The organism is Dehalococcoidia bacterium, from assembly GCA_030648205.1.
Classification (GTDB): Bacteria; Chloroflexota; Dehalococcoidia; order JAUSIH01; family JAUSIH01; genus JAUSIH01.
On sequence record JAUSIH010000115.1, the window covers coordinates 1 to 21,605 of the forward strand.

Here is a 21,605-nt window from a genome sequence, read left to right on the forward strand (position 1 = left end):
CGGGCCACGGGCAACATGTGGACATCTCCAAGCAAGAGGCGGCCATGGCCTACATGCGCCAGGAAGTCAGCGACTACGTCGCCACGGGCGAGGTCACCAACCGCGCCAACGCCGCGTCGTACCACCGTGACATAGCCCCCAGCAAGGACGGCTACATCACGATCCACTTCATCAACGACAAGGAGTGGGAAACCTTTGTGAAGCTGATGGGCAACCCTGAATGGACGAAGAGCGACAAGTTCAAAGACGTGCCAGGCCGCAAAGAAAACCATCGGGAGATGATGCGGCGCATAACCGAGTGGACACGCCTGCACACCAAGCTGGACATTTACGCCAGCGCTCAGGCCTTGCACTCCCCCACGGGCGTGTACCTCACGCCGGACGAGCTGCTCGCATCGCCCCAGTACGCTGCCCGCGACTTTTTCGTGGACATCACGGACCCCTCAGGGCGTGCATGGCGCGTGCCACGGGGTCCGTGCGAGTTCTCTGAGACCCCCTTTGCGGTCCGGCGGCCCGCGCCCCGCCTCGGAGAGCACAACGATGATATGTTGTGCGGCCAGCTTGGGGTCTCCCGAGAACAACTGACGGGCCTCCGGCGGACAGGAGTCGTCTAGATGCAAGGAAACGATCTTCACGCGCACCGCGCTTTGAGCGGGGTGCGCATAGCGGACTTCACATGGCTTGCGGCGGGGCCATACGGCACCCAGCTTCTCTCCTTTCTGGGCGCGGAGGTCATCCGCTTTGAGACTCGAAAGCGGCTGGACAGCTACCGTCGCACGTCATCGGCGCCCGGCGTCGAAGGACGCATGCGCGCTCTCCTCTTCAACGATGTGAACCTTAATAAGATGTCGCTGACCGTGGACCTCTCCACCCCTGAGGGCCTCGCGCTCGCCTTGGAGGTGGTCCGGATAAGCGACGTGGTCGCGGACAACTTCAGTCCCGGGGTGATGCAGCGGCTCGGCCTGGGCTATGAGCGCCTGCGCAGGATACGCCCAGACATCATCGTCATTTCCTCGTCGGCGTGCGGCTCCGCCGGCCCGGAGGCGCGGGTCGTGGGCTACGCGCCCACGTTCTCCGCCCTCGCGGGATGGGGACACCTCATGGGATTCCCGGACATGCCCCCCGCCGAGATAGGACGCGACACCGACCTGCGAGTTGGCTCCGCGGGCGCCTTCTCCGTTCTCGCCGCCCTGCACTATCGAGAGAGCACCGGCCGCGGCCAGTTCATTGACCTCTCCGCGCGCGAAGCGCTGACCTGCTCCATCGGCGACCTTCTTTTGGAGAGCCAGATGACGGGCAGGTCGCCCATGCGTCAGGCGAACCGAAAGCCCGGCATGGCCCCTCACGGCGTGTACCGTTGCAAGGGCGAGGACGCCTGGGTGACGATTGCGGTCGGCTCGGAGGAGGAGTGGGCGGCCCTGTGCGCGGCTACCGGACGTCCCCAGTGGAGAGACGACCCGCGCTTTCGTGATATCTACCTCCGGTGCAAGCACCAGGATGAGCTGGACGCTCTGATTGGAGAATGGACGCTCCCGCGGACGCCCGCCGAGGTGACGGACATTCTGCAGGGAGTCGGCGTCGCCGCGATGCCCTGCCCGACGAACCGCGACCTGCTGGCGGACAGGCACCAGCGCTTCCGCGGCAGCTTCTCAGACATACAGCATCCCGAGCTTGGCCCCATCACGGTGATGGGCGCTCCCTGGAAGTTCTCGGACACCCCCGTGCAGCCGCCCGCGCCATCGCCGCTCGTCGGCCAGCACACCGACTGGGTGCTCGCCAGCCTCCTCGGCCAAAGGCCCGCGGAGATCGCCCGGCTCACCGAGGCCAACGTGCTCTATTAGGCGGCACACAGTATGTCATTCTGGAAGAAACGTGTACCACCTACATCGCATTTGCCACCCGACATAGTGGTTCCGGAGGTTGATGAATGGCTTGAACGTTATAGTAGTTTAGCATAAGGCAGTGTCGTCGGTTCAAGTCCACTGGCATCGAGGTTATGGGTGTCCGGGAATGGGTAAACAAGCTAGACTGAGGCTGTCTAGCTTGGCCTTGCTGGGTGCGCCAGAATGAGTAAGGAAGTGTCGAACTGTAGCTGTAATTGGGTTGCCTGCTTGGACGAGCTCACCATGAGCGGTGTGACCCGCTCACCCTGAGCCTTTCGGCTTCGCTCAGGGCAGGCTCTATCGAAGGGAGACCGTGCGTTTTCTAAGACCCCTTGTGGCGCCGAGTCACCTGATAGACCTTCCCCAGCAATATCAGGACCGCTATAAGGAGGACTACCGCGACACCGGCCAGAATGGTCGTCAGAAGTTCCATCGTCTCCTCTTTCTTCGCCCGGCCAGTCGGGATTGGGTGTCGCGCAAGGCGGCTCGACCTTCGCCTCTACCAGCAGACAATCCCAATTATAGCAGCATTCCGCGGAAGCGAGGCTGACGGGGCTGCGGGAGAAAGCGCGGGGCACGCAGGAGAGGCTACGGGAGGTGGGGTAGGCTGATAAGTTGCACGTAGGGGAGGCTCCCAAATGGAGCCAGAACTGTCTTTATGACCAGTGGTCGGTCGCGCCGTTACGGTCCTACGGGGACAATCTGAACATCGTCTATGATGTGCCAATTAGCAGCGTCGCCTACGCCAGATGCAAAGCCCATACCGCCGTAGGTCTTGTCCAGAGGCCCGCTCCAGCGCAGAACAACCGCACCATCTATAGAAACCGCGATATTCTCATGCTGCACTAGCACAGTAGCCGTATGCCATTGGTTGTCATTTGTTCTGTTGTCTTGCACCGACACCACGTGATTTTTGGGATGGTCTTTTATTAGGGCCACCTCGTTCGGAGTCGGGTCGAATATTCCGCAGTCTCCACTGTTCTTCCACGTATCAAACTCTATACCGTAGCCCGGGACAGCAAGACAGTTCGCGTCCGCGAACCCCAGGCTTCCTCCCGTGCCCGGTGTGTAGTCTTTCTTCTTGTAGAACATGAACACCATACCGTCAGCGCCGCCACCGCCCCCGATACGATAACGGAAGCTGACCGTGAAGTCTGACCGGACATCCTGTTTCAGCCAGACTAGGCCGACCGTTTTGCGGCTGGTTGGCTGTGTCAGGACGACATAGGCATTTTGAAGATCACGATAGGCACTTCCTCCGTACAGCCAAAAACCGCTGTCCGAAGCAAAATTATCCTTCACTGGAGACAGCAATGCAGGAACCGGTGTTGGCGATGGGGGAGCGGGTGAGGGCACAGGAGTGGGCGACGGGACGGGAGTAGGTGAAGGCACGGGCGTTGGTGTCTTGGGCACAGGAGTGGGTGATGGCGCAGGAGTAGGTGTCTTGGGCACAGGAGTGGGCGACGGAGCGGAAGTAGGTGAAGGCACGGGCGTTGGTGCCTGTGGTATAGGAGTAGGCGAAGGCACAGTTGTCGGCGCAGGTGTTAGGGTTGCAGGAATGAATGATGCTGCCGCAAGCGGTGACGGATTTGCAGGAAATGGCGGGGTAGATGTAGAAAGAGGGTACTTAGGGGATGGCGTTGAGAAGGCGAAAACGGCGGCCCCCGTCGCTAATAAAATCACAAGGAGAATTCCTATCCATGGTAAAGCGCGCTGGCTGAGTTTTGCACCTTGTAAAACTTGCGGTGCCGGAATTGGTGAAGGTACAGGAGTAGGTGCCTCTGGACAGGCTCTAATGATAGTTAGTTTGTTAGGCTCTACTTCACTCTTTGGCCCTGGTACTGGGTTATTACATAGCAGGCATGCATATGAGTAAGATGTTCTATGAACTTCACAATAATTAGGGATATTTTCTGTCGTGGTATCCTTTGGTTCTGGGTCTGACTTGTCCTTATTAGCTTCAGCGTTTACTGATTGTTCCGTACTACTAGTTATTTTATTAAGCCAGTCATTAGTCTCTAAACTTACATTCCCTCTAATCCCCATACCAGATGGGTAGCTGCGGTCTATTTCAGCCTTTCTTTCTTCTATCTCTCTCTTATCTCTGTATGACCAGCCATCTCCAAAGCAGGATGGACATCGTATTATTCCTCCCTTTCCCTCCTTTAGCATTCTTAGGTCTTGGTCTTGTAGCTTGCTACCTAGTATTCTGGCTACTGTGCCTGTTCCCCCACAGGTAATACATTTTACTATGTTGACTTTGCCTGTGCCCTTACATCTAAAGCATCCCTTACCTTGGCAGAGCGGGCATTGGGTAATTCCCTCTTTCAACTTTTTGGATAATTCTTTGAATTCCGTGCAGCTTAAACAGGTGCAAGTTGACGGATGACTATCAACCTCTCGCTCGTCTTCCTGTTTTGGCATAATGCCTCCTCACTGGAGATAGGCAATGCACCTCTTGACCGCAAGAATCGCTTCCTGCGATTAGAAACGCAGATTTACTATAACCCTCAATAATGGTGTCGCTGCTACTATATCATCCTTGTCCACTCACGCAAAGCTCTTAGCATTTCCCACCCCTCCTGCCTCCCGCCGCAGACCGCGTCATTCCTACAACGTCGCTACGCCTAGCCTCACTGCCTTGTGAAAGCCCCACCGGGGCGCGTCCCATGCCCTCTATGGGCCCGCACCCCCGGCACCCTCCCGTCCCTGACGCGGCGCTAGCCGCAGCGCCAGCACAAACGACCTCGCGTAGAACGCAAACATCACGAGCGATACGATGCCGCCGCCGCGCGCTTCACGCCAGGCGGGCCGCGCTCATGGACGCACCCTCTGGAACAGGTACCAGTACGACGCCGCGCCGCGCTCCTCGCCTCCGCGGACCCAGACGGCGCGGAACTCGTCCCCCAGCGCGACCCGCGTCTCGTCGGGGGTCAGCCCGACCGGACGCCCGTTCATCTCGCGCGGGCCCCATGCGTACAGCATGTAGTATCCCTCGACGCGCAGCACCCGCCGCAGCATGGCGGCGTACGACTGCCGCTGCTCGGCGGCCAGGCTGTGAAAACACCCGATATCCAGGACAAAATCGAATGGAGCGGCGATGGCGGGACCCTTCGGTGTCCCCAGTCGCAGGACGTCGCCGGTGTGGAACGTCGCGGACACGCCGGCCCGCCGCGCCTTCTGCCGCGCACGCCGGACGGCGAGCCACGCGGCGTCCACTCCCACACTCTGAAATCCATGCCGGGCCAGGTAGATGGCGTTGGTGCCCGTCCCGCACCCGATGTCCAGGGCGCGGCCCGGCGGGACCCGCCCTCCCTCAATCAGATCAACGACCTCCGGCGGCGTGACGCCCGTATCCCAGGGCGCCCTGCCGAGCAGGTAGAAGATGTTCCACAAAAGTTGACGCATAGCTGCTCCGGTATGATGTTCCCGAAGTTCTGCGACAATGTCATTGCGAGGCCCAACGAAGGAGGGCCGTGGCAATCTGGCGGCAGGGTCCACCTCTCATCCAGATTGCTTCGTCCTCCGGCAAGCCGGAGTCCTCGCAATGACAATTTGTAAGCGTATTTCGGAGACAGGGCACAGGCCGCCCGCCTACCGCATCACCTCGCCGCCGTCCACCGAAAACGACTGGCCGGTGATCTGCGCCGCTTCGCCGGACGCGAGGAACGCGACCATCGCCGCGACGTCGTCGGGCGTGGCCACGCGGCCCAGCGGAATCTCCCGCGCCCGCGCCGCGACGCGCCGCGCCTGGTACTCCGCGTAGGTCAGCCCCGCGCGGTCGGCGGCGAGCTTCTCCTCTATCTTGAATCGCCCCGTATTGACCGCGCCCGGGCAGACGGCGTTCACGCGAATGCCGTGGGGCGCGGCCTCCAGCGCCAGCGACTGCGTGAAGCCGATGACCGCGAACTTGGACGCGCTGTACGCCGAGTTCCCCGCCGTCCCCTGCCTGCCCGCGATGGACGAGATGTTCACGATGACGCCGCCGCGCCGCGCGCCCAGCATCCAGCGCATGACCGCGCGGCAGCAGAGGAACGTGCCGCGCGCGTTCACCGCCATCACGTGGTCCCATTCGTTCTCGTCCAGCTCCACCACCGGGGCCGCGTAGTTGCCCACCGCGCGAGCGTTATTCACGAGAATGTCCACACCGCCGAGCTCGCGCACCGCCGACTCGACCAGCCGCTCCACCTGCTCGGTGCGCGTGATGTCGGTGACGACGGGCACCGCACGTCGGCCCAGCGCGCGGACCTCCTCCGCGACGCTCTGGATGCCGCGCCAGCCCGCGCTCACCTCGTCCGGCGGGAGCCGGTCCGGCGGCCGCTCGATGTCGGCGAGGACGACGTGCGCGCCATCCCGCGCCAGCCGCAGAGCGATGGCCCTGCCGATGCCTCCCATGCCGCCGGCCCCCGTGACGATAGCCACCTTGTCCTTCAGGTCGTGCATCGCGTACCCGCCTTTCCTACCCCGTTACCGTCCCGCCTCCCGCTCCAGCCGGTGCAGCCAGTCCAGCCCCTTCTTCGTGTCGCTGGCGATGCGCGGACGCGGCTGGAACTTCAGCCGCCACTTGAATCGCCAGTACAGGAACTCCCGCCACTCCGACAGCGACAGCGAGCTGCGCCGGGGCAGCTTCTTCGCCCGCTGAAAGACCCGCAGCATCTCGTCCCGCGTACAGCCGTAGATGCGATGGAAGACCTCGTCGTCCAGGCCGCTGTCCTCGTTCCGCCACCGGCTGCGCCGCTCCTTGCGCAGGTCCTCCTCCACCGCGAGGTGCAGCGCCTCCTCCACCTCCACGCCATAGAGGAAGTTGAGGTGGGCCTTGTGCTTGGCGGGGCCGAGCAGTCGCCGGAACTCCTCCTGCTTCAGCGCCAGCGGCGGGCGACCCCGAAACACGAGGGCGTCGCGCTCGTGCTCGGGCGCCAGGCCGCCCAGCGCCAGGCACAGCCGCTCCGCCAGCGCCAGCCAGTCGAACGCCTCCCCCGCCACGACGTAGACGTAGCGCCTGCCGTCCACGTCCTCTTCCGGCGCAGTCCATTCGGCCATCGTCTCCAGCAGCGCGATGTACCAGTGTTTCCCACCGCGGACGGCGCGACGCAAACGCTCGAGCAGGGCGGAGACGGAAGGCTGGGGCTGGGACGATGGAGGTCTGGTCATGGACGACTCTGGCTTTCCACTCTCAATAACCGTGCAATCAGAGTATGCCTAACAAAAAAGCGGCCAGCACGACCGGTGCTGGCCGCTACGTCATAACACTAATCCTGTATCGGTCTTCCCGGCGGAGACGCTACTTTCCCTTGCCTGTCAACTTGCGAAGCACCGCGCGGACGGGATCGTAGTACTCATCCGCCACACGCTCCTTCAGGGGTATGATGGCGTTGTCCGTAATGTGAATACCTTCAGGGCAGACATCCGTGCAGCACTTGGTGATGTTGCAGTAGCCAATGCCCGCCGCGTCCTTGATGAACTCCAGGCGGTTCGCGTCGTCCAGGGGGTGCATCTCCAGGCCGGCCATCCGAAGCAGATACCTGGGTCCCACGAAGATTTCCTTCCCGTCGTGGTCACGCAGCACATGGCACACGTTCTGACACAGGAAGCACTCAATGCACTTGCGGAACTCCTTCACTCGCTCGATGTCATCCCCGGCCATGCGCCATTTGGTATCCTTGCGCGGCGTGAACGGAGTGATCCGTTTACCTACCGAGTAGTTCCAGGAGACGTCGGTCACCAGGTCCTTGATGACAGGGAACGTCTGCAGCGGGCGAACGGTTATCGGCTGGGTCAGGTCAAGCTCGTCCATGCGGAACATGCACATAAGCCTGGGCTTGCCGTTGACCTCGGCGCTGCACGAGCCGCACTTGCCCGCCTTGCAGTTCCAGCGCACGGCCATGTCGGGAGACAGGTGCTCCTGGATATAGTGCATGGCGTCCAGGACTACCATGCCGTGCTCCACCGGCACCGTATATTCCTTGAACTCCCCATTGCTGGCATCGCCTCTATAAACCCGGAAGATGGCGTCCATCTTTATTTCTCCAACAGCAGCGGTTGTAGCTCAGGCGACACCTCGACGCGCGTCTCCCTGGCGACCGCCAACCCCCCACCCTTTCGCCGCGCTATGAAGAGAAGCTTGCCCATCTCCTTGCTGGTATCGGGATAGTCCTCTCTGGTGTGCCCCCCTCTGCTCTCGGTGCGCTCCAGCGCGCCGAGGACCACGGCCTCGGCGGTGGTCAGCATCAGGTGCAACTGCAATGCGGTGTGCCACCCGGGGTTATAGACCCGGGAGCCGGTCACGCGCGTCTTCGCGGCGCGCTGCCTGAGTTGGGTTATGACCTGCAATGCCTTTTTCATGTCATCAGCGTTGCGCACAAGGCCGACATTGTCCTGCATGGCTGCTCGCAGGTCGCTGAAAACGTCATAGGGGTTCTCACCGTCGGCGGCCTTGAACGGCGCCAGCATCTCGTCAATGTATTTGGACACCTGCGCCTTGTCCGCGGACGGCGTGCCCGGCAGCTTCTTGGCGAACTCAGCGGCGTGCAGGCCGGCCCTCCGTCCGAACACCACCAGGTCGGTCAGCGAGTTGCCGCCCAGGCGGTTTGCCCCGTGCAGCCCGGCGGCGACTTCGCCCGCGGCGTACAGCCCCTGCATCGTTGTGGCCTGGGTCTCCGGATCAACCCTGATGCCGCCCATTATGTAGTGACACGTAGGCCCTATCTCCATGGGCTGCTTCGTGATGTCCACGTTGGCCAGTTCCTTGAACTGCTGGTACATACTGGGCAGGCGGCGCCGTATGAAGGCGGCGTCCCTCTGCGACGCGATATCCAGGAACACGCCGCCGTGCGGGCTTCCCCTGCCCTCCCGGACCTCCCTCGTGATGGCCTTGGCCACTATATCGCGGGTCAGCAGCTCCGGAGGCCTTCTGGCTGACTTGTCGCCTTTCAACCACCGCGCGCCTTCCTCTTCGGTCTCGGCGTATTCGCCCTTGAACATGTCCGGCACGTAGCGGAACATGAACCGTTCGCCCTTGGAGTTCTTGAGCACGCCGCCGTCCCCTCGCACGCCCTCCGTCACCAGCAGGCCCATCACTCCGGGCGGCCACACCATGCCCGTGGGATGGAACTGAACGAACTCCATATCAATAAGGTCGGCGCCGACCTGGCTCGCCAGAGCGAAGCCATCGCCGGTGCACTCCCAAGAGTTGCTGGTTATCTTGTACAGCTTGCCCAAGCCTCCAGTGGCCAGCACGACAGCCTTTGCCTGGAACACCACGAACTCGCCTGTCTGCCTGTTGTAGCCGATAGCGCCGCTGACGCGTTGGCCGTCCATCAGCAAGCTGTGGACGGTGTACTCCATGTACACATCCACTTTCTGAGTGACAACCTTGTCCTGCAGAGTGCGTATCAACTCCAGGCCGGTACGGTCGCCTATATGGGCCAGCCGGTTGTACAGGTGACCTCCGAAGGCCCGCTGAGATATCCTTCCATCGGGGGTGCGGTCAAAAACGGCGCCCCACTGCTCCAGCTCCAGAACGCGCTCCGGCGCTTCCTTCGCGAAGATCTCGGCCATACGCGAGTTATTGATAAGCTTGCCGCCGCGCATGGTGTCCCGGAAATGCACCTTCCAGTTGTCTTCCGAGTGGACGTTGGCCAGAGAGGCGGCCATTCCGCCTTCAGCCATCACCGTGTGGGCCTTGCCCAACAAGGACTTGCTGACCAGCCCCACTGACGCGCCGCCGAGGGAAGCTTCATACGCCGCCCGCATCCCCGCGCCCCCAGCCCCAATCACCAGGACGTCGTGAGTATGGACCTTGTAGTTTTCCATTAGAAAATCCTCAGGTCGGTGATAGCGCCGGTGGCCACCAGCCGTATGTACAGATCAGAGAACCCGACCCAGACAAGGCTGCACCATGCAAAGACCGGGTGGCGCGCGTTCAGCCTGCTCACGATCTGCCACAGCTTGAGGCGAGACTTGTTGTTTGACGGACAGTCCATGCAGCCCCCCACGCGGTGGCGGAGGCAGTGACACGAGAATGTGTACAGACCGAGAAGCGCCGAGTTCAGGACGAGAACCAGCGTGCCTATGCCCATCCCAAATCCACTGGGGAAGAAGAACGCCCGTATGGCGTCATAGGTCAGGAACCCCCAGACAATGATAGCCAGATAGAGGAAATAGCGGTGCGCGTTTTGCAGAATGAAAGGAAATCCCTGCTCGCCGGAGTATCCCCCCCGCTTTTCACCAACGGCGCACGCGGGCGGGTCCCAGAAAAAGGCTCTGTAATACGCCTTGCGGTAGTAGTAGCAGGTGAGCCGGAAGCCCAGAGGCGCCCACATCATCAGAATGGCTGGCGATATGCGCCACCAACTAAAGTTCACCAAGGGTTCGCCCTTGTTGCCCGCCAGCAGAGGAGAGAAGAATGGCGACAGGTAGGGCTCTGCCCAGTAGTTCTGACCGGAGATCACTGCCCAGGTGGCGTATATGATGAAGCCGCCCAGGACTACGACCGTGATAAGGGGTTCAAGCCACCACGTGTCCCGTCTCAAATTGGCGGGAGATCCTCGCCTTGGAGTCTGTGCTCTGGCCGTCGCTTGCACTCCTGTACCCCCACGTTACGCGCGGCGCCAGGGCGACCTTCGAGAGAGGGGCCTTGTCCCCGCGCGCGAAATCCGGACTGTTTCGAGTATGCGACTATATCACGCCCGCACCTGCGCCGCAAGTGAGGCGGCCCATCAGTTGCGGAATATGCGAAGACTTATGTCACGCTTCGCCGCGCTCAGGGTCTGCCTCTGTTCCAGCGGCTATCTCTTCGTTCTTCATCGCGCCACCATTGTGCAAAAAGTTCAAGGCGTCCCTGTCATTCAGGGACGCCTTGAACTGCTACACCTGAAAGCTGCCTAGGTGGAACCCGTTGGGCCTGTGCCCAGCGGCGCGCTTCACCTACGTCCCGTGGCACTTCTTATATTTCTTGCCGCTGCCGCACGGACACGCGTCGTTGCGGCCCACCTTTCGCACAGCCATGGGGCCGCTCGGGCGAGGCGCGCCGACGCCCACCGGCGACCGGGCCTCCTGGCGCGCGGGCGCGGCTGCGGCCTGCTGGCGTTGGGGCGCGGCCTGCTGAGCGGACTGCTGCTGGGCAGCGGGCTGAAGCTGCACGTGGTAGATGGCCCGGACGATGTCCCTGGCGATGTGTTCCTGAGTCTCGATGAACATCTCCGCGCCCTGCCGCTTGTACATGACGAGCGGGTCGCGCTGGCCGATAGCCTCCAGGCCGATACCCATCCGCATGTTCTCCATGGCCGTGAGGTGCTCCACCCAGTGCACGTCAACGGCCCGGAGCATCACAAGGCGCTCCACCACCCGCAGGGACTCGGAACCCAGTTCCTTCTCCTTCTGCTCATAGGCCACATCCGCCTGCTGGAGCAGTAACTCCTCCGTCTCCACCAAGCTCATCTTGGACAGCGCCTCTTTGCCGAACTTCTCCGGCAGCGGGTAGATGGCGCGCACGACCTTGACAAGCTCCTCCAGAGTCCACTTCTCGGCCTCCTCCCCCGGCATGTGGGCCGCCACCAGCGCCTTGATCTCCCGATGCACCATATCCCGCACGTTGGCCTTCAAGTCGGCGCCCGCCAGGAGCTTGTTCCGCTCCCCGTAGATGACCTCGCGCTGCTTGTTCACTACGTCATCGTACTCAACGAGGTGCTTGCGGACATCGAAGTGGTAGCCCTCGGTGCGAATCTGGGCCTGCTCGATGGACTTGCTTACCAGGCTGTTCTCAATGGGCACGTCCTCTTCCAGTCCCGCCCAGTCCATGAAGCCCTTGATGCGGTCGCCGCCGAAGCGCCGCATCAGGTCGTCGTCCAGCGACACGAAGAACTGCGACGAGCCCGGGTCGCCCTGGCGGCCGGCGCGGCCCCGCAATTGGTTGTCAATGCGCCGCGCCTCATGCCGCTCCGTGCCCAGCACGTGCAGCCCGCCCAGAGTAACTACCTTCTTGTGCTCATCCTCCCACTCGGCGGGGTCACGGTCCACGGGATTGCCGCCCAGGATGATGTCCGTGCCGCGGCCCGCCATGTTCGTCGCGACGGTCACCGCACCCAGGCGGCCCGCCTGCGCGATGATGCCCGCCTCTTTCTCGTGGAACTTGGCGTTCAGGACCTGGTGGGGGATGCCGCGCTTTCGCAGCAGCTCGCCCAGCTTCTCGGACGTCTCGATGGACGTGGTGCCCACGAGAACGGGTCGGCCCTTGTCGTGGAGGTCGGCAAGCTCCTGCGTCACCGCCTTCCACTTGCCGTCCTGCGACTTGAACACCTTGTCCGGCATTGCGGCGCGGACCATTGGATGGTGCGTGGGAATGACCACGACCGGCAGGTGGTATATCTTCCAGAACTCCTCTTGCTCGGTGAAGGCAGTGCCCGTCATGCCCGCCAGCTTTTTGTACATGCGGAAGTTGTTCTGAATAGTGATGGTGGCCCAGGTGACGGTCTCTTGCTGGACCTTCACCCCCTCTTTCGACTCCACGGCCTGGTGCAAGCCGTCCGACCAGCGGCGGCCGGGCATGAGGCGGCCCGTGAACTCGTCCACGATGATCACCTCGCCGTCCTTGACCACGTAATCGCGGTCGCGCTTGTACAGGGCGTTCGCGCGGACGGCGTTCTCCAGATAGTGGGCCATGTGGTAGTTGGCCGGGTCGTACAGGTTGACGACGTTCAGCAGGCGCTCCACCTTGCTGATGCCGTCCTCCGTGATGGAGATGGCCCGCATCTTCTCGTCAATGGTGAAGTCCCCGCCCTCCTTGAGCTGCGGCGCCAGCCGGGCGAAGGTGTGGTAGACCTGGGTGGACTCGGCGGCGGGCCCGCTGATGATGAGCGGCGTTCGCGCCTCGTCAATGAGGATGTTGTCCACCTCGTCCACGATGGCGAAGTTGTGGCCCCTCTGCACCTTGTGCGCCAGGTCCACGGCCATGTTGTCCCGAAGGTAGTCGAAGCCGAACTCGTTGTTGGTGCCATACGTGATGTCCGCCTGGTAGGCCAGGCGACGCGGCACTGCCAGCAGGCCCTTCAGACTGCCTTCCTTCTCCCCTTGCTCCGGGTCGTACAGGTAGGACGTCTCGTGCTGGAGGCAGCCCACGGAGAGGCCCAGCATGCGGTAGACAGAGCCCATCCACTGGGTATCGCGGCGGGCCAGGTAGTCGTTGACGATGACCACGTGGACGCCCGCGCCGGAAAGGGCGTTCAGGGAGACGGGCAGCGTGGCGACCAGCGTCTTGCCTTCGCCGGTCTGCATCTCGGCAATCTTGCCCTGGTGCAGAACGGCGCCGCCCATGAGTTGCACGTCGTAGTGGCGCTGGCCCAGCGTGCGCCTAGCGGCCACACGCACGGCGGCGAAGGCCTCCGGCAGAATGTCGTCGAGGCTTTCGCCTTTCGCGAGGCGCTCCCTGAGCTGAGCGGTCCTGGCCTGAAGCTGGTCGGTGTCCAGCTTCTCGAACTCCTGCTCTAGGACGTTGGTCTTCTGGACGATGGGCCGGAGCGCCTTTATTTCCTTTTCGTTCTGGTCGCCGAATATTTTCTTGACGATACCAAGCATACTCGTCCTGATTTCCTTACCCGAACATGGCGCCGACGCTGGTGCCCGTGTGGATGCGCCGCATGGCCTCCCCCAGAAGCGGCGCAATGCTCAGGACGGTCAGGTTCCGAGGCCGCTTCCACTCCGGGACAGGGATGCTGTCGGACACCACCACCTCGGTGATGGCGCTGGCGGCGATGCGCTCCACCGCGGGGCCGGACAGCACCGGGTGCGTGGCGCACGCAAACACATCGCGCGCGCCCTCCTCGCGCAGGGCCGCGGCCGCGTTGGTGATGGAGCCCGCAGTGTCAATCTCGTCGTCAAACAGGACGGCGGTCTTGTTCCGCACGTCGCCGATGACATTCAGCGTTTCGGTCTTGTCGTTGTTGCCGACGCGCCGCTTCTCCACGATGGCCAGGGGCGCGTCCAGGCGCGCGGCGAGGTCGCGGGCCTTCTTGGAGATGCCCACGTCCGTCGCCACAACCACGAGGTCAGGCAGGTTCTTGTCCTTGAAATAGCGCGCGAACATGGGCAGCGCGCTCAACTCGTCCACGGGAATGTTGAAGAAGCCCTGGATCTGGCCGGCGTGCAGGTCCAGTGTCAACACACGATTCGCTCCGGCCACCGAGAGGATGTCCGCGATGAGTCGGGCCGTGATCGGCACGCGCGGCTGGTCCTTTTTGTCGCTGCGTCCGTAGGCGTAGTACGGGACGACCGCCGTAATGCGGTCCGCGGAGGCCCGCTTGGCCGCGTCCAGGAATATCAGCAGCTCCACGATGCTCTTGTTGACGGGCGAGCACAAGGGCTGCACGATGAATACGTCCCGGCCTCGGATATTCTCCATGATGCGGACAAAGGTGTTCTCATTGGAGAACTCGAATACCTCTGCGCGCCCCACGGGCTGACGCAGGTACTCGCAGATGGCCTTTGCCAGGTCAGGATGGGCGTTTCCCGTAAAGACTCTTAATTCGTCAATCACGCCGCGGATGGCCCTCCCTCTTAGTCTACCGGCAGCGTCGCCCTAGCGGCCTTTGAACTGAGGAGGCCGCTTCTCCCGGAAGGCCGCGGCGCCCTCCTTGTGGTCCTCCGAGGTCAGGGTAATGGTCTCGAAGGCCGCCGCCACCTGCATGGCGGTCTCCAGGTCCACCTCCAACCCCTTGTAAAGCTGAAGCTTGGCGAGCCGCATGGCGATGGGCGGCCCGTTGGCTATCTTCCGCGCCATCTCCATTGTGGCCTCCTCCAGCTTCTCCGGAGGCACCAGCTTGTTCAGAAAGCCCATCTTGTGGGCCTCCTCCGCCTCCAGGAAGTCGCCCGTGAACAGCAGTTCAGCGGCCTTGGGAAGCCCCAGGGCGCGCGCGTACAGCCAGGTGCCGCCGAAGCCGGGAAACAGCCCGACGCGGATGTACGCCGCCATGAACCGGGCGTTGGTGGAGCCGACGCGGATGTCGCACACGCAGGCCAGGTCAAAGCCCGCGCCCACGGCGGGGCCGTTGATCATGCCGATGACGGGTTTCTGCAACCGCTGAATGCCTAGTATCATCCGTTGGGCACGGCTGAATCCCCGGCGTATCTCCTCAGCGCTGGCGGTCCCGTAGCCGGCGGCGCCGGACGCGGTGTCCTTGCCTCCGGACATTGCCTGCACGTCGGCGCCGGAGCAGAAGGCGCGTCCCGAGCCTGTCAGGACCACCACACCAATCGAATCGTCCTTGCCAGCCTCTTCGAGAGCGTCCCCCAGCTCGTTTTCGAGCTTGGGATTCAAGGCGTTCATCCGCTCAGGCCGATTCAAGGCAATCGTCGCGATGCGCCCGTCCGCCTTGACCAGAAGGTGCTCGTACGCCATTAAGGTGTGGCTCCTTTCTCGAAGTAGAAGTGGCGCCCCCGAATGGGCGGAATGGCCGAGCCAAACCTCACTATTATACAGCTTTTGCATCGAACATTAAGTATGGGGCGCGTGAGATGGCCGCCGCGATTCCGCGGCCACTTTTGGCCGAGACCTCCACACCTCTCGCTCTCGGAGGAGGTCGGCCCCCTCGTCTCGCCCTACGCGTACAGTTGCCTTGTGCGGCGCATTGAGGGTGTGCTATAATGCCGTGCCAGAGGAAAGAAATAGTAGTAGAGACACCCCTGCAAGGAGCGACAAGCAATTGGACTTGGAGAGCAAGCAGGTTATTCTGAAGGAGCACGGGTTGCACGAGGGTGACACAGGCTCTGCCGATGTGCAGGTTGCCTTTCTGTCCGATAGGATCAGTCGCCTCACCGAGCACCTGAAAGCCCACCGGCATGACCACGGCACCCGCACGGGCCTCCTCAGGTTGGTAGGCCAGCGGCGGCGGCTCCTCGGCTACCTGAGCCGTACCGACACCCCCCGCTACCGAGCTTTGATCGCTAAGTTGGGTCTTCGCCGATAAGGCACCGCTCTCTGGTGCCTTATCCTTTTCAGGGTGTCCGCTGAGGAGGGTGTTCCCTTGACACAACAGGTATTTAGGCGTGATATCGGTGGGCGCAGCCTGTCCTTTGAGACGGGGAAGCTGGCCGGCCAGGCCCAGGGCGCTGTCGTCGTCCGCTATGGCGAGACGGTTATCCTGGCCACCGCCTGCGTCAGTCCGCAGCCGAGGGAAGGAATAGACTTCTTTCCGCTCACCGTGGACTATGAAGAGCGTCTGTATGCCGTCGGCAGAATCCCCGGAAGCTTCTTCCGCCGGGAGGGCAGGCCGACCCAGGAAGCCATCCTGACAGCCCGCCTGACCGACAGGCCCATCCGGCCCCTTTTCCCAAAGGACTTCCACAACGACGTCCAGGTCATCATCACCGTTCTTTCCACGGACCAGGAGAACGACCCATCCATTCTGTCTATTATCGGAGCGTCGGCGGCTCTGAGCATGTCCAGCATTCCCTTCGAGGGGCCGCTCGCCGCGACGCGCATCGGTCACATTGACGGCGCTCTGGTCGTGAACCCCACCATGCGCCAAGTGCAGCAGAGCAAGCTGGACCTGGTGGTAGCGGGGACCCGCGATGCCGTAATGATGGTGGAGGCGGGCGCTCATATCCTAGACGAGTCCACTATGCTCGAGGCCATCAAGCTGGGGCAACAGACCAACGTGGAGGTCATCGCCCTGGAGGATGAGCTGGTCCGCGCGTGCGGCACACCCAAGATGATTGTGACCTCGAACCATGGAGCGGATCGAGAGGTCGTGGCCGCCGTCCAGAGCGCCCTGAACGGGCGTCTGGAGGACGTGCTGCGAAAGACGGACAACGTGGAGCGGGAGAAGGCCCGCGCGGCCTTGGGAAAGGACGTGGCGGAGAAACTCGCCGCCACATATCCGGCCAATCAGGTCGCGAACGTCTTCCATGACTTGGAGAGGGCCCTCGTACGGCGGAGCATCGTTGAGCGCCAGCGGCGACCGGATGGCCGCAGCCCCAAGGACATTCGCCTCATAACGTGCGAGGTAGGACTCCTCCCACGCACCCACGGCTCAGGCCTGTTCACCCGCGGCCAGACCCAGGTGCTCAGCATAAGCACCCTGGGATCCGCCAGCGAGCGGCAGAAGCTGGACACCCTGGGGCTTGAAGATTTCAAGCGCTTCATGCACCACTACAACATGCCACCCTTCTCATCGGGCGAGACCAAACGCCTTGGCTCTCCCGGTCGGCGAGAAGTGGGCCACGGCGCGTTGGCGGAGCGGGCGCTCATGCCCGTGCTTCCCAGCGAACAGGAGTTCCCCTACACGATTCGCATCGTCTCCGAGGTGCTCAGCTCCAACGGGAGCACCTCCATGGCCAGCGTCTGCGGCAGCACCCTTTCCCTGATGGACGCCGGTGTTCCCATAAAAGCGCCCGTGGCGGGTGTGGCTATGGGCATGGTCAAAGAGGATGCCCGCCACGTCATCCTGACCGACATCGCGGGGGAGGAAGACCATCTGGGCGACATGGACTTCAAGGTGGCGGGCACCGCCGAGGGCGTCACCGCGCTGCAGATGGACATTAAGACCAAGGGCATCACTCCCGAGCTGATGGCGGAGGCCCTGGCCCATGCCAAGGAGGCCCGCCTGTTCATCCTGGACAAGATGAAGCAGACCATCGCTCAGCCGCGCACCCAGTTGAGCCCCTTCGCGCCGCGGATGACCCGTATTCAGATCAAGCCGGAAAAGATCGGCGCGCTCATTGGCCCCGGCGGCAAGAACATCCGCGCCATCATCGAACAGACCAAGTGCACGATTGACGTGGAGGACGACGGCTCCGTCGTCATCGGCTCGACCAGCGGTGAGGCCTCACAGAAGGCCATCGCCATGATCGAGGGCCTGACCAAGGAAGTCGAAATCGGAACAATCTACACGGGCAAGGTCACGCGCATTACCGATTTCGGCGCGTTTGTCGAAATCCTTCCGGGCAAGGACGGCCTGGTACGCGCCGGCGAGCTTTCCGACCATCGGGTGGAACGGGTGGAGGACGAGGTCAAGCTGGGCGACGAGATGACTGTCATGGTCATCGAGATAGACCGGATGGGGCGCATTAACCTCTCGCACCGCGCTGTTTTGGAAGGCGGTCCTCGCCCGCCGGCAGGTCCCGGAGCTGAGGGCGGCGAGCAAGGCGGAGCGCCTTTCCAGCGCCCAGGACCACCCCCTCATCGCGAGGGCGGCTTTGACCGTGACCGGCGCGGAGGTCCTCCGTTTCGGCCAGGGCCAGGCGGTCCCCCGCGAGGCGGCGGGTATCGGGAGCCGCCTTTCCGGGGTCCGGCTGAGTCCACACGGCGTCCGTAAACGCCCTCCCGTGCCCGCGGCATAACGAGAGGAGGACGGAGCAATGCCTCCCATCAAGGTTGTCGTGCAGGGCGCATCCGGCAGGATGGGGCGTGAGGTCATGGCGGCCCTGTGCAGGGACTCCGCCGTCGAGCCTGTGGGCGCCGTGGACATCAAGGCCAACGAAGACTACATCTCCCTGCCAGACGGCCTTGGCCTTATCCCGTACGCTCGCGAGCTGGAGCCTATTATCCAGCGCCTCCATCCCCATGTGGTCGTGGACTTCTCTTCTGCTGAAGGTGCCCTCAAGGCTGCCAGGACTGCGCTGAAGAGCGGCGTAGCCCTGGTAGTGGGCACAACGGGGTTGGCGCCGGCCCACGTGGAGGAGATCAGCGAGTTGACGCGAAGGTATCAGGTCGGCGCGGTCATCGCCCCCAACTTCGCGCTGGGCGCTGTTCTCATGATGCACCTCGCCAAGCTGGCCGCGCGCTACTTTGACGAGGCGGAAGTCATCGAACTGCATCACGACCAGAAAGCTGACGCGCCCTCCGGCACCGCCCTCGCCACCGCCCGCGCCATGCGCGAAAGCCGGGGCGGGCCATTCAAGTACGCCGCGACCACCAGGGAGACGATTCCCGGCACCCGTGGGGGCCAGGTGGACGGTATTGCCATTCACAGCATTCGCCTGCAGGGCCTGCTCGCCCATCAGGAGGTCCTCTTCGGTGGGCCGGGCCAGACCCTGAGCATACGACATGACACAATCAGCAGGGAGTGCTTCATGCCCGGGGTGCTGCTGGCCGTGAAAGAAGTTGTCAAGCGCCAGGAGCTCGTGTATGGTCTGGAGGCGTTGCTTAAGCTGAGCTAGTACCTAATGGCGACAAACCGCGTACCCTTCACCGAACGTGCGCCATGGTTCACCAAATACAAGTCTTATTACGCTGATTTACGCAACTAGGTACTAGGAGGCCTGCGTGAGCGGTTACCGGGTTGCCGTTGTGGGAGCGACGGGGCTGGTGGGGCAGGAGATAGTCAAGTGTCTGGAGCAACGCAAGTTCCCGTGCATTTCTCTACGACTCCTTTCGGCGGACCGCTCAGCGAGCCGCGAGGCGGTGCCATCCCAGCGTGAGCCGGCCGTCGAGGGGCTAAGCAACAGCGCCTTTGATGAGGCCGACCTGGTCTTCTTCGCCACGGGCCTGGACATCGCCCGGCAATTTGCGCCCCTGGCCATCAAGGCGGGCGCCGTCGTCATAGACAGCAGTCCCGCATGGCGCATGGACCCCGACGTGCCGCTCATCGTCCCGGAGATCAACGCCGCGGAGCTGCGCGCGCACAAGGGGATTGTCGCGGGGCCTGGGGGAACGACTGTGGCGTTGACCATGGCCCTCTACCCCCTGCACCGGGTCAATCCGGTGAAGCACATGGTCGTGTGCACCTACGAGTCCGTGTCGGGAGCGGGGAGCGCGGCCCAGGAAGAGCTGTCTTCGCAGGCAAGGCAGGTGCTGGAGGGCCGGACGGTTGTCCCCCACATGTTCCCGCACCAGATAGCGTTCAACCTGCTCCCTGAGGTGGAAGTGTTCCTGGACAACGGCTACTCGCGCGCGGAGTGGAATCTGGTGGAGGAGACGCGGAAGATACTTCGTGCGGAAGGCCTGCCCGTGTCCACTACCTGTGTGCGCGTGCCCGTGTTTGTGGGGCATGCCGCCGCTGTCCATGTGGAGTTCTCAAACCCCATAGCGCCGGAGGACGCACGCAAGCAACTGGCGGAGTTCCCCGGCGTCCGGGTGCTGGACGACCCCGACGTCAGCCTCTATCCGCAGCCGTGGTTCGTGAGCGGCAGCGACGACGTCCTGGTGGGACGCATACGGCGCGATGCCTCAAGCAGCAGCGGGCTGTCCATGTGGGTGGTCATCGACAACCTGCGCAAAGGCGCGGCGCTCAACGTCGTGCAAATAGCGGAAGAGCTTGTGCGACGCGGTCAGGTACCAGAGGGAGGAAAGCGACATGGCCAGGTTGGGACGTCTTCTGACAGCCATGGTGACCCCGTTCTCTGAACGGGGTGAACTGGATATGGAGCAGGCCAGGAAACTGGCGAAGGCCCTTCTGGACTCAGGAAGCGAGGGCTTGGTACTGGCGGGTACAACGGGCGAGTCCCCCACGCTGACACGGGAGGAAAAGTTGCGCCTCTTCGCCGAGGTGCGCTCCGCCATTGGGCGCCGGGGGAATGTGGTCGCCAACACGGGCAACTACAGCACGGCGGAGAGCATAGAGCTGACCCGAGAGGCGGAGCGACTGGGCGTGGACGCCGTGCTCCTGGTGGTGCCCTACTACAACAAGCCCACACAGGAGGGGCTGTACCTCCACTTTAAGAGTATTGCTGAGAGCACGCATCTGCCGTGCATTCTCTATAACGTGCCCAGCCGGACGGTGACCGCGTTGACGGCGGACACCATCGTCAAGCTGAGCGCGATAGAGAACATCATAGGGATCAAGGAAGCGAGCGGAAACCTGGAGCAGACCGCGCGCGTCATCCAGGAGGCCCGGCCCGGCTTCCTGGTGTGGAGCGGCAACGACGCGGACACGTTCCCCATGATGGCGCTGGGCGGATACGGTGTCATCAGCGTCGCGTCGCACCTCGTTGGCCTGCAAATGCAGGACATGATGCAACGCATCTTAAAGGGCGATATGGCCGGCGCCGCGGTGGTCCACCGCCAGATCCTGCCGCTTTTCGGCGCCCTCTTCATCGTCTCCAACCCCATCCCTGTCAAGTACGCCGTCAACGCCGTGGGCTTCCGCGTGGGAAACCCCCGGCTCCCTCTCACTCCGTTGGACGAGAAGTCGGCGGCGCAGCTCCGCGACGTTCTGAAAAAGCATCGCATTGACCTACCGGTAGGCGTGTCGGGACTGGCATAGCCCCACCGTCCCGGGAAGACGGACATCACGGGCAGCTCCACGTTTCGTGGAGCGCCCCCTTTTTTTTGGGGGGGGCCACAGAGCTGTCCCGCTCTGAAAGGCTGCCATTATGCTCCCGGTAACTGCGAAGTCACGTCACGATTGTCATGGGATAGCTGAGGAGCAAAAAGGCAAACGCCCGGGAGAGGTGGGACGGGAACCTTCCCGGGCGTTTGCGAGTCCGGGCCGTAAGGCCCACTCAGACGGATAATTCGTGTCAGCCGACAGCCTGCTCCTGCGCCCTGCCCGGCGATGTCTGCTTGCCGTTCCCGAAAACCTTGCCGGGTCCCCATGGAGTCCCCAGGGCCGGAAGCAGCCAGCGGTCCACGCCCCAGCGGCCCGCGACCTTCCATGCCAGGACCAGTAAAGTGGCCACGGCGAAGAGCATCGGATTCGTGCTCGCGGAGCCGGCCATCATGAAGTTCCAGTTCATGAGCGACCCCAGGAAAGCGGCGATGCCCACGAACGCTCCGATGATAAGGGCGAC

18 protein-coding genes are annotated in these 21,605 nt (G+C 62.8%); 7 read left to right on the plus strand and 11 right to left on the minus strand.

Annotated elements, in window-relative coordinates; all coding sequences use genetic code 11:
- Nucleotides 1-614 (plus strand): CoA transferase (locus Q7T26_12865; protein MDO8533031.1); only part of this gene is annotated, 614 nt, incomplete at its 5' end.
- Complete coding sequence (locus tag Q7T26_12870; protein MDO8533032.1) at nt 615-1,841, plus strand: CoA transferase; 1,227 nt, start codon at nt 615-617, stop codon at nt 1,839-1,841. It abuts the gene before it with no gap.
- 723 nt (nt 1,842-2,564) lie between these two features.
- Here Q7T26_12870 and Q7T26_12875 read toward each other — a convergent pair.
- The 10 genes from Q7T26_12875 to Q7T26_12920 all read right to left on the minus strand — a co-directional run bounded on the left by Q7T26_12875 (nt 2,565) and on the right by Q7T26_12920 (nt 15,273).
- A complete protein-coding gene (locus Q7T26_12875) occupies nt 2,565-3,185 on the minus strand; it encodes a DUF1080 domain-containing protein (protein ID MDO8533033.1) in 621 nt (206 codons plus the stop codon).
- A gap of 1,515 nt (nt 3,186-4,700) precedes the next feature.
- The gene (locus Q7T26_12880) at nt 4,701-5,291 is read right to left on the minus strand and encodes a methyltransferase domain-containing protein (GenBank protein MDO8533034.1); all 591 of its coding nucleotides are present in this window, start codon (nt 5,289-5,291) and stop codon (nt 4,701-4,703) included.
- A gap of 186 nt (nt 5,292-5,477) precedes the next feature.
- A complete protein-coding gene (locus Q7T26_12885; protein MDO8533035.1) occupies nt 5,478-6,326 on the minus strand; it encodes an SDR family NAD(P)-dependent oxidoreductase in 849 nt (282 codons plus the stop codon).
- A gap of 24 nt (nt 6,327-6,350) precedes the next feature.
- Nucleotides 6,351-7,034, minus strand: a complete 684-nt coding sequence (locus Q7T26_12890) for a hypothetical protein (GenBank protein MDO8533036.1) — start codon at nt 7,032-7,034, stop codon at nt 6,351-6,353.
- Nucleotides 7,035-7,164: 130 nt separating this feature from the next.
- Nucleotides 7,165-7,905: a succinate dehydrogenase/fumarate reductase iron-sulfur subunit gene (locus tag Q7T26_12895; protein ID MDO8533037.1), complete on the minus strand. Its 741-nt coding sequence runs from the start codon at nt 7,903-7,905 to the stop codon at nt 7,165-7,167.
- Nucleotides 7,902-9,695, minus strand: coding sequence for a fumarate reductase/succinate dehydrogenase flavoprotein subunit (locus tag Q7T26_12900; protein MDO8533038.1), 1,794 nt, complete (start codon nt 9,693-9,695; stop codon nt 7,902-7,904). Before Q7T26_12900 ends, Q7T26_12895 begins: the two co-directional genes overlap by 4 nt.
- Nucleotides 9,695-10,414: a succinate dehydrogenase gene (locus Q7T26_12905; GenBank protein ID MDO8533039.1), complete on the minus strand. Its 720-nt coding sequence runs from the start codon at nt 10,412-10,414 to the stop codon at nt 9,695-9,697. Before Q7T26_12905 ends, Q7T26_12900 begins: the two co-directional genes overlap by 1 nt.
- Before the next feature lie 394 nt (nt 10,415-10,808).
- Complete coding sequence (gene secA, locus Q7T26_12910) at nt 10,809-13,454, minus strand: preprotein translocase subunit SecA (GenBank protein MDO8533040.1); 2,646 nt, start codon at nt 13,452-13,454, stop codon at nt 10,809-10,811.
- A gap of 16 nt (nt 13,455-13,470) precedes the next feature.
- On the minus strand, nt 13,471-14,421 hold the full coding sequence (locus tag Q7T26_12915; GenBank protein MDO8533041.1) for a ribose-phosphate pyrophosphokinase: 951 nt from the start codon (nt 14,419-14,421) through the stop codon (nt 13,471-13,473).
- A gap of 33 nt (nt 14,422-14,454) precedes the next feature.
- Complete coding sequence (locus Q7T26_12920) at nt 14,455-15,273, minus strand: enoyl-CoA hydratase-related protein (GenBank protein MDO8533042.1); 819 nt, start codon at nt 15,271-15,273, stop codon at nt 14,455-14,457.
- 304 nt (nt 15,274-15,577) lie between these two features.
- On the opposite strand from Q7T26_12920, the gene rpsO reads away from it, so the two are divergent.
- The 5 genes from rpsO to dapA all read left to right on the plus strand — a co-directional run bounded on the left by rpsO (nt 15,578) and on the right by dapA (nt 21,079).
- A complete protein-coding gene (gene rpsO / locus Q7T26_12925) occupies nt 15,578-15,841 on the plus strand; it encodes a 30S ribosomal protein S15 (GenBank protein ID MDO8533043.1) in 264 nt (87 codons plus the stop codon).
- Nucleotides 15,842-15,898: 57 nt separating this feature from the next.
- Nucleotides 15,899-18,190 (plus strand): polyribonucleotide nucleotidyltransferase, encoded by a 2,292-nt coding sequence (locus tag Q7T26_12930; protein MDO8533044.1) that lies wholly within the window; start codon nt 15,899-15,901, stop codon nt 18,188-18,190.
- A 43-nt stretch (nt 18,191-18,233) separates the two neighbouring features.
- The gene (dapB, locus tag Q7T26_12935) at nt 18,234-19,034 is read left to right on the plus strand and encodes a 4-hydroxy-tetrahydrodipicolinate reductase (protein ID MDO8533045.1); all 801 of its coding nucleotides are present in this window, start codon (nt 18,234-18,236) and stop codon (nt 19,032-19,034) included.
- A gap of 106 nt (nt 19,035-19,140) precedes the next feature.
- Nucleotides 19,141-20,220 carry an aspartate-semialdehyde dehydrogenase gene (locus Q7T26_12940; GenBank protein ID MDO8533046.1) on the plus strand — a complete coding sequence of 360 codons (1,080 nt, stop codon included), beginning with the start codon at nt 19,141-19,143 and terminating at the stop codon, nt 20,218-20,220.
- Nucleotides 20,171-21,079, plus strand: a complete 909-nt coding sequence (gene dapA / locus Q7T26_12945) for a 4-hydroxy-tetrahydrodipicolinate synthase (GenBank protein ID MDO8533047.1) — start codon at nt 20,171-20,173, stop codon at nt 21,077-21,079. The genes Q7T26_12940 and dapA overlap by 50 nt, the downstream gene beginning before the upstream one ends.
- Before the next feature lie 256 nt (nt 21,080-21,335).
- On the opposite strand, the gene Q7T26_12950 is transcribed toward dapA, so the two are convergent.
- On the minus strand, nt 21,336-21,605 hold a 270-nt coding region (locus Q7T26_12950; protein ID MDO8533048.1), incomplete at its 5' end, for a DoxX family protein.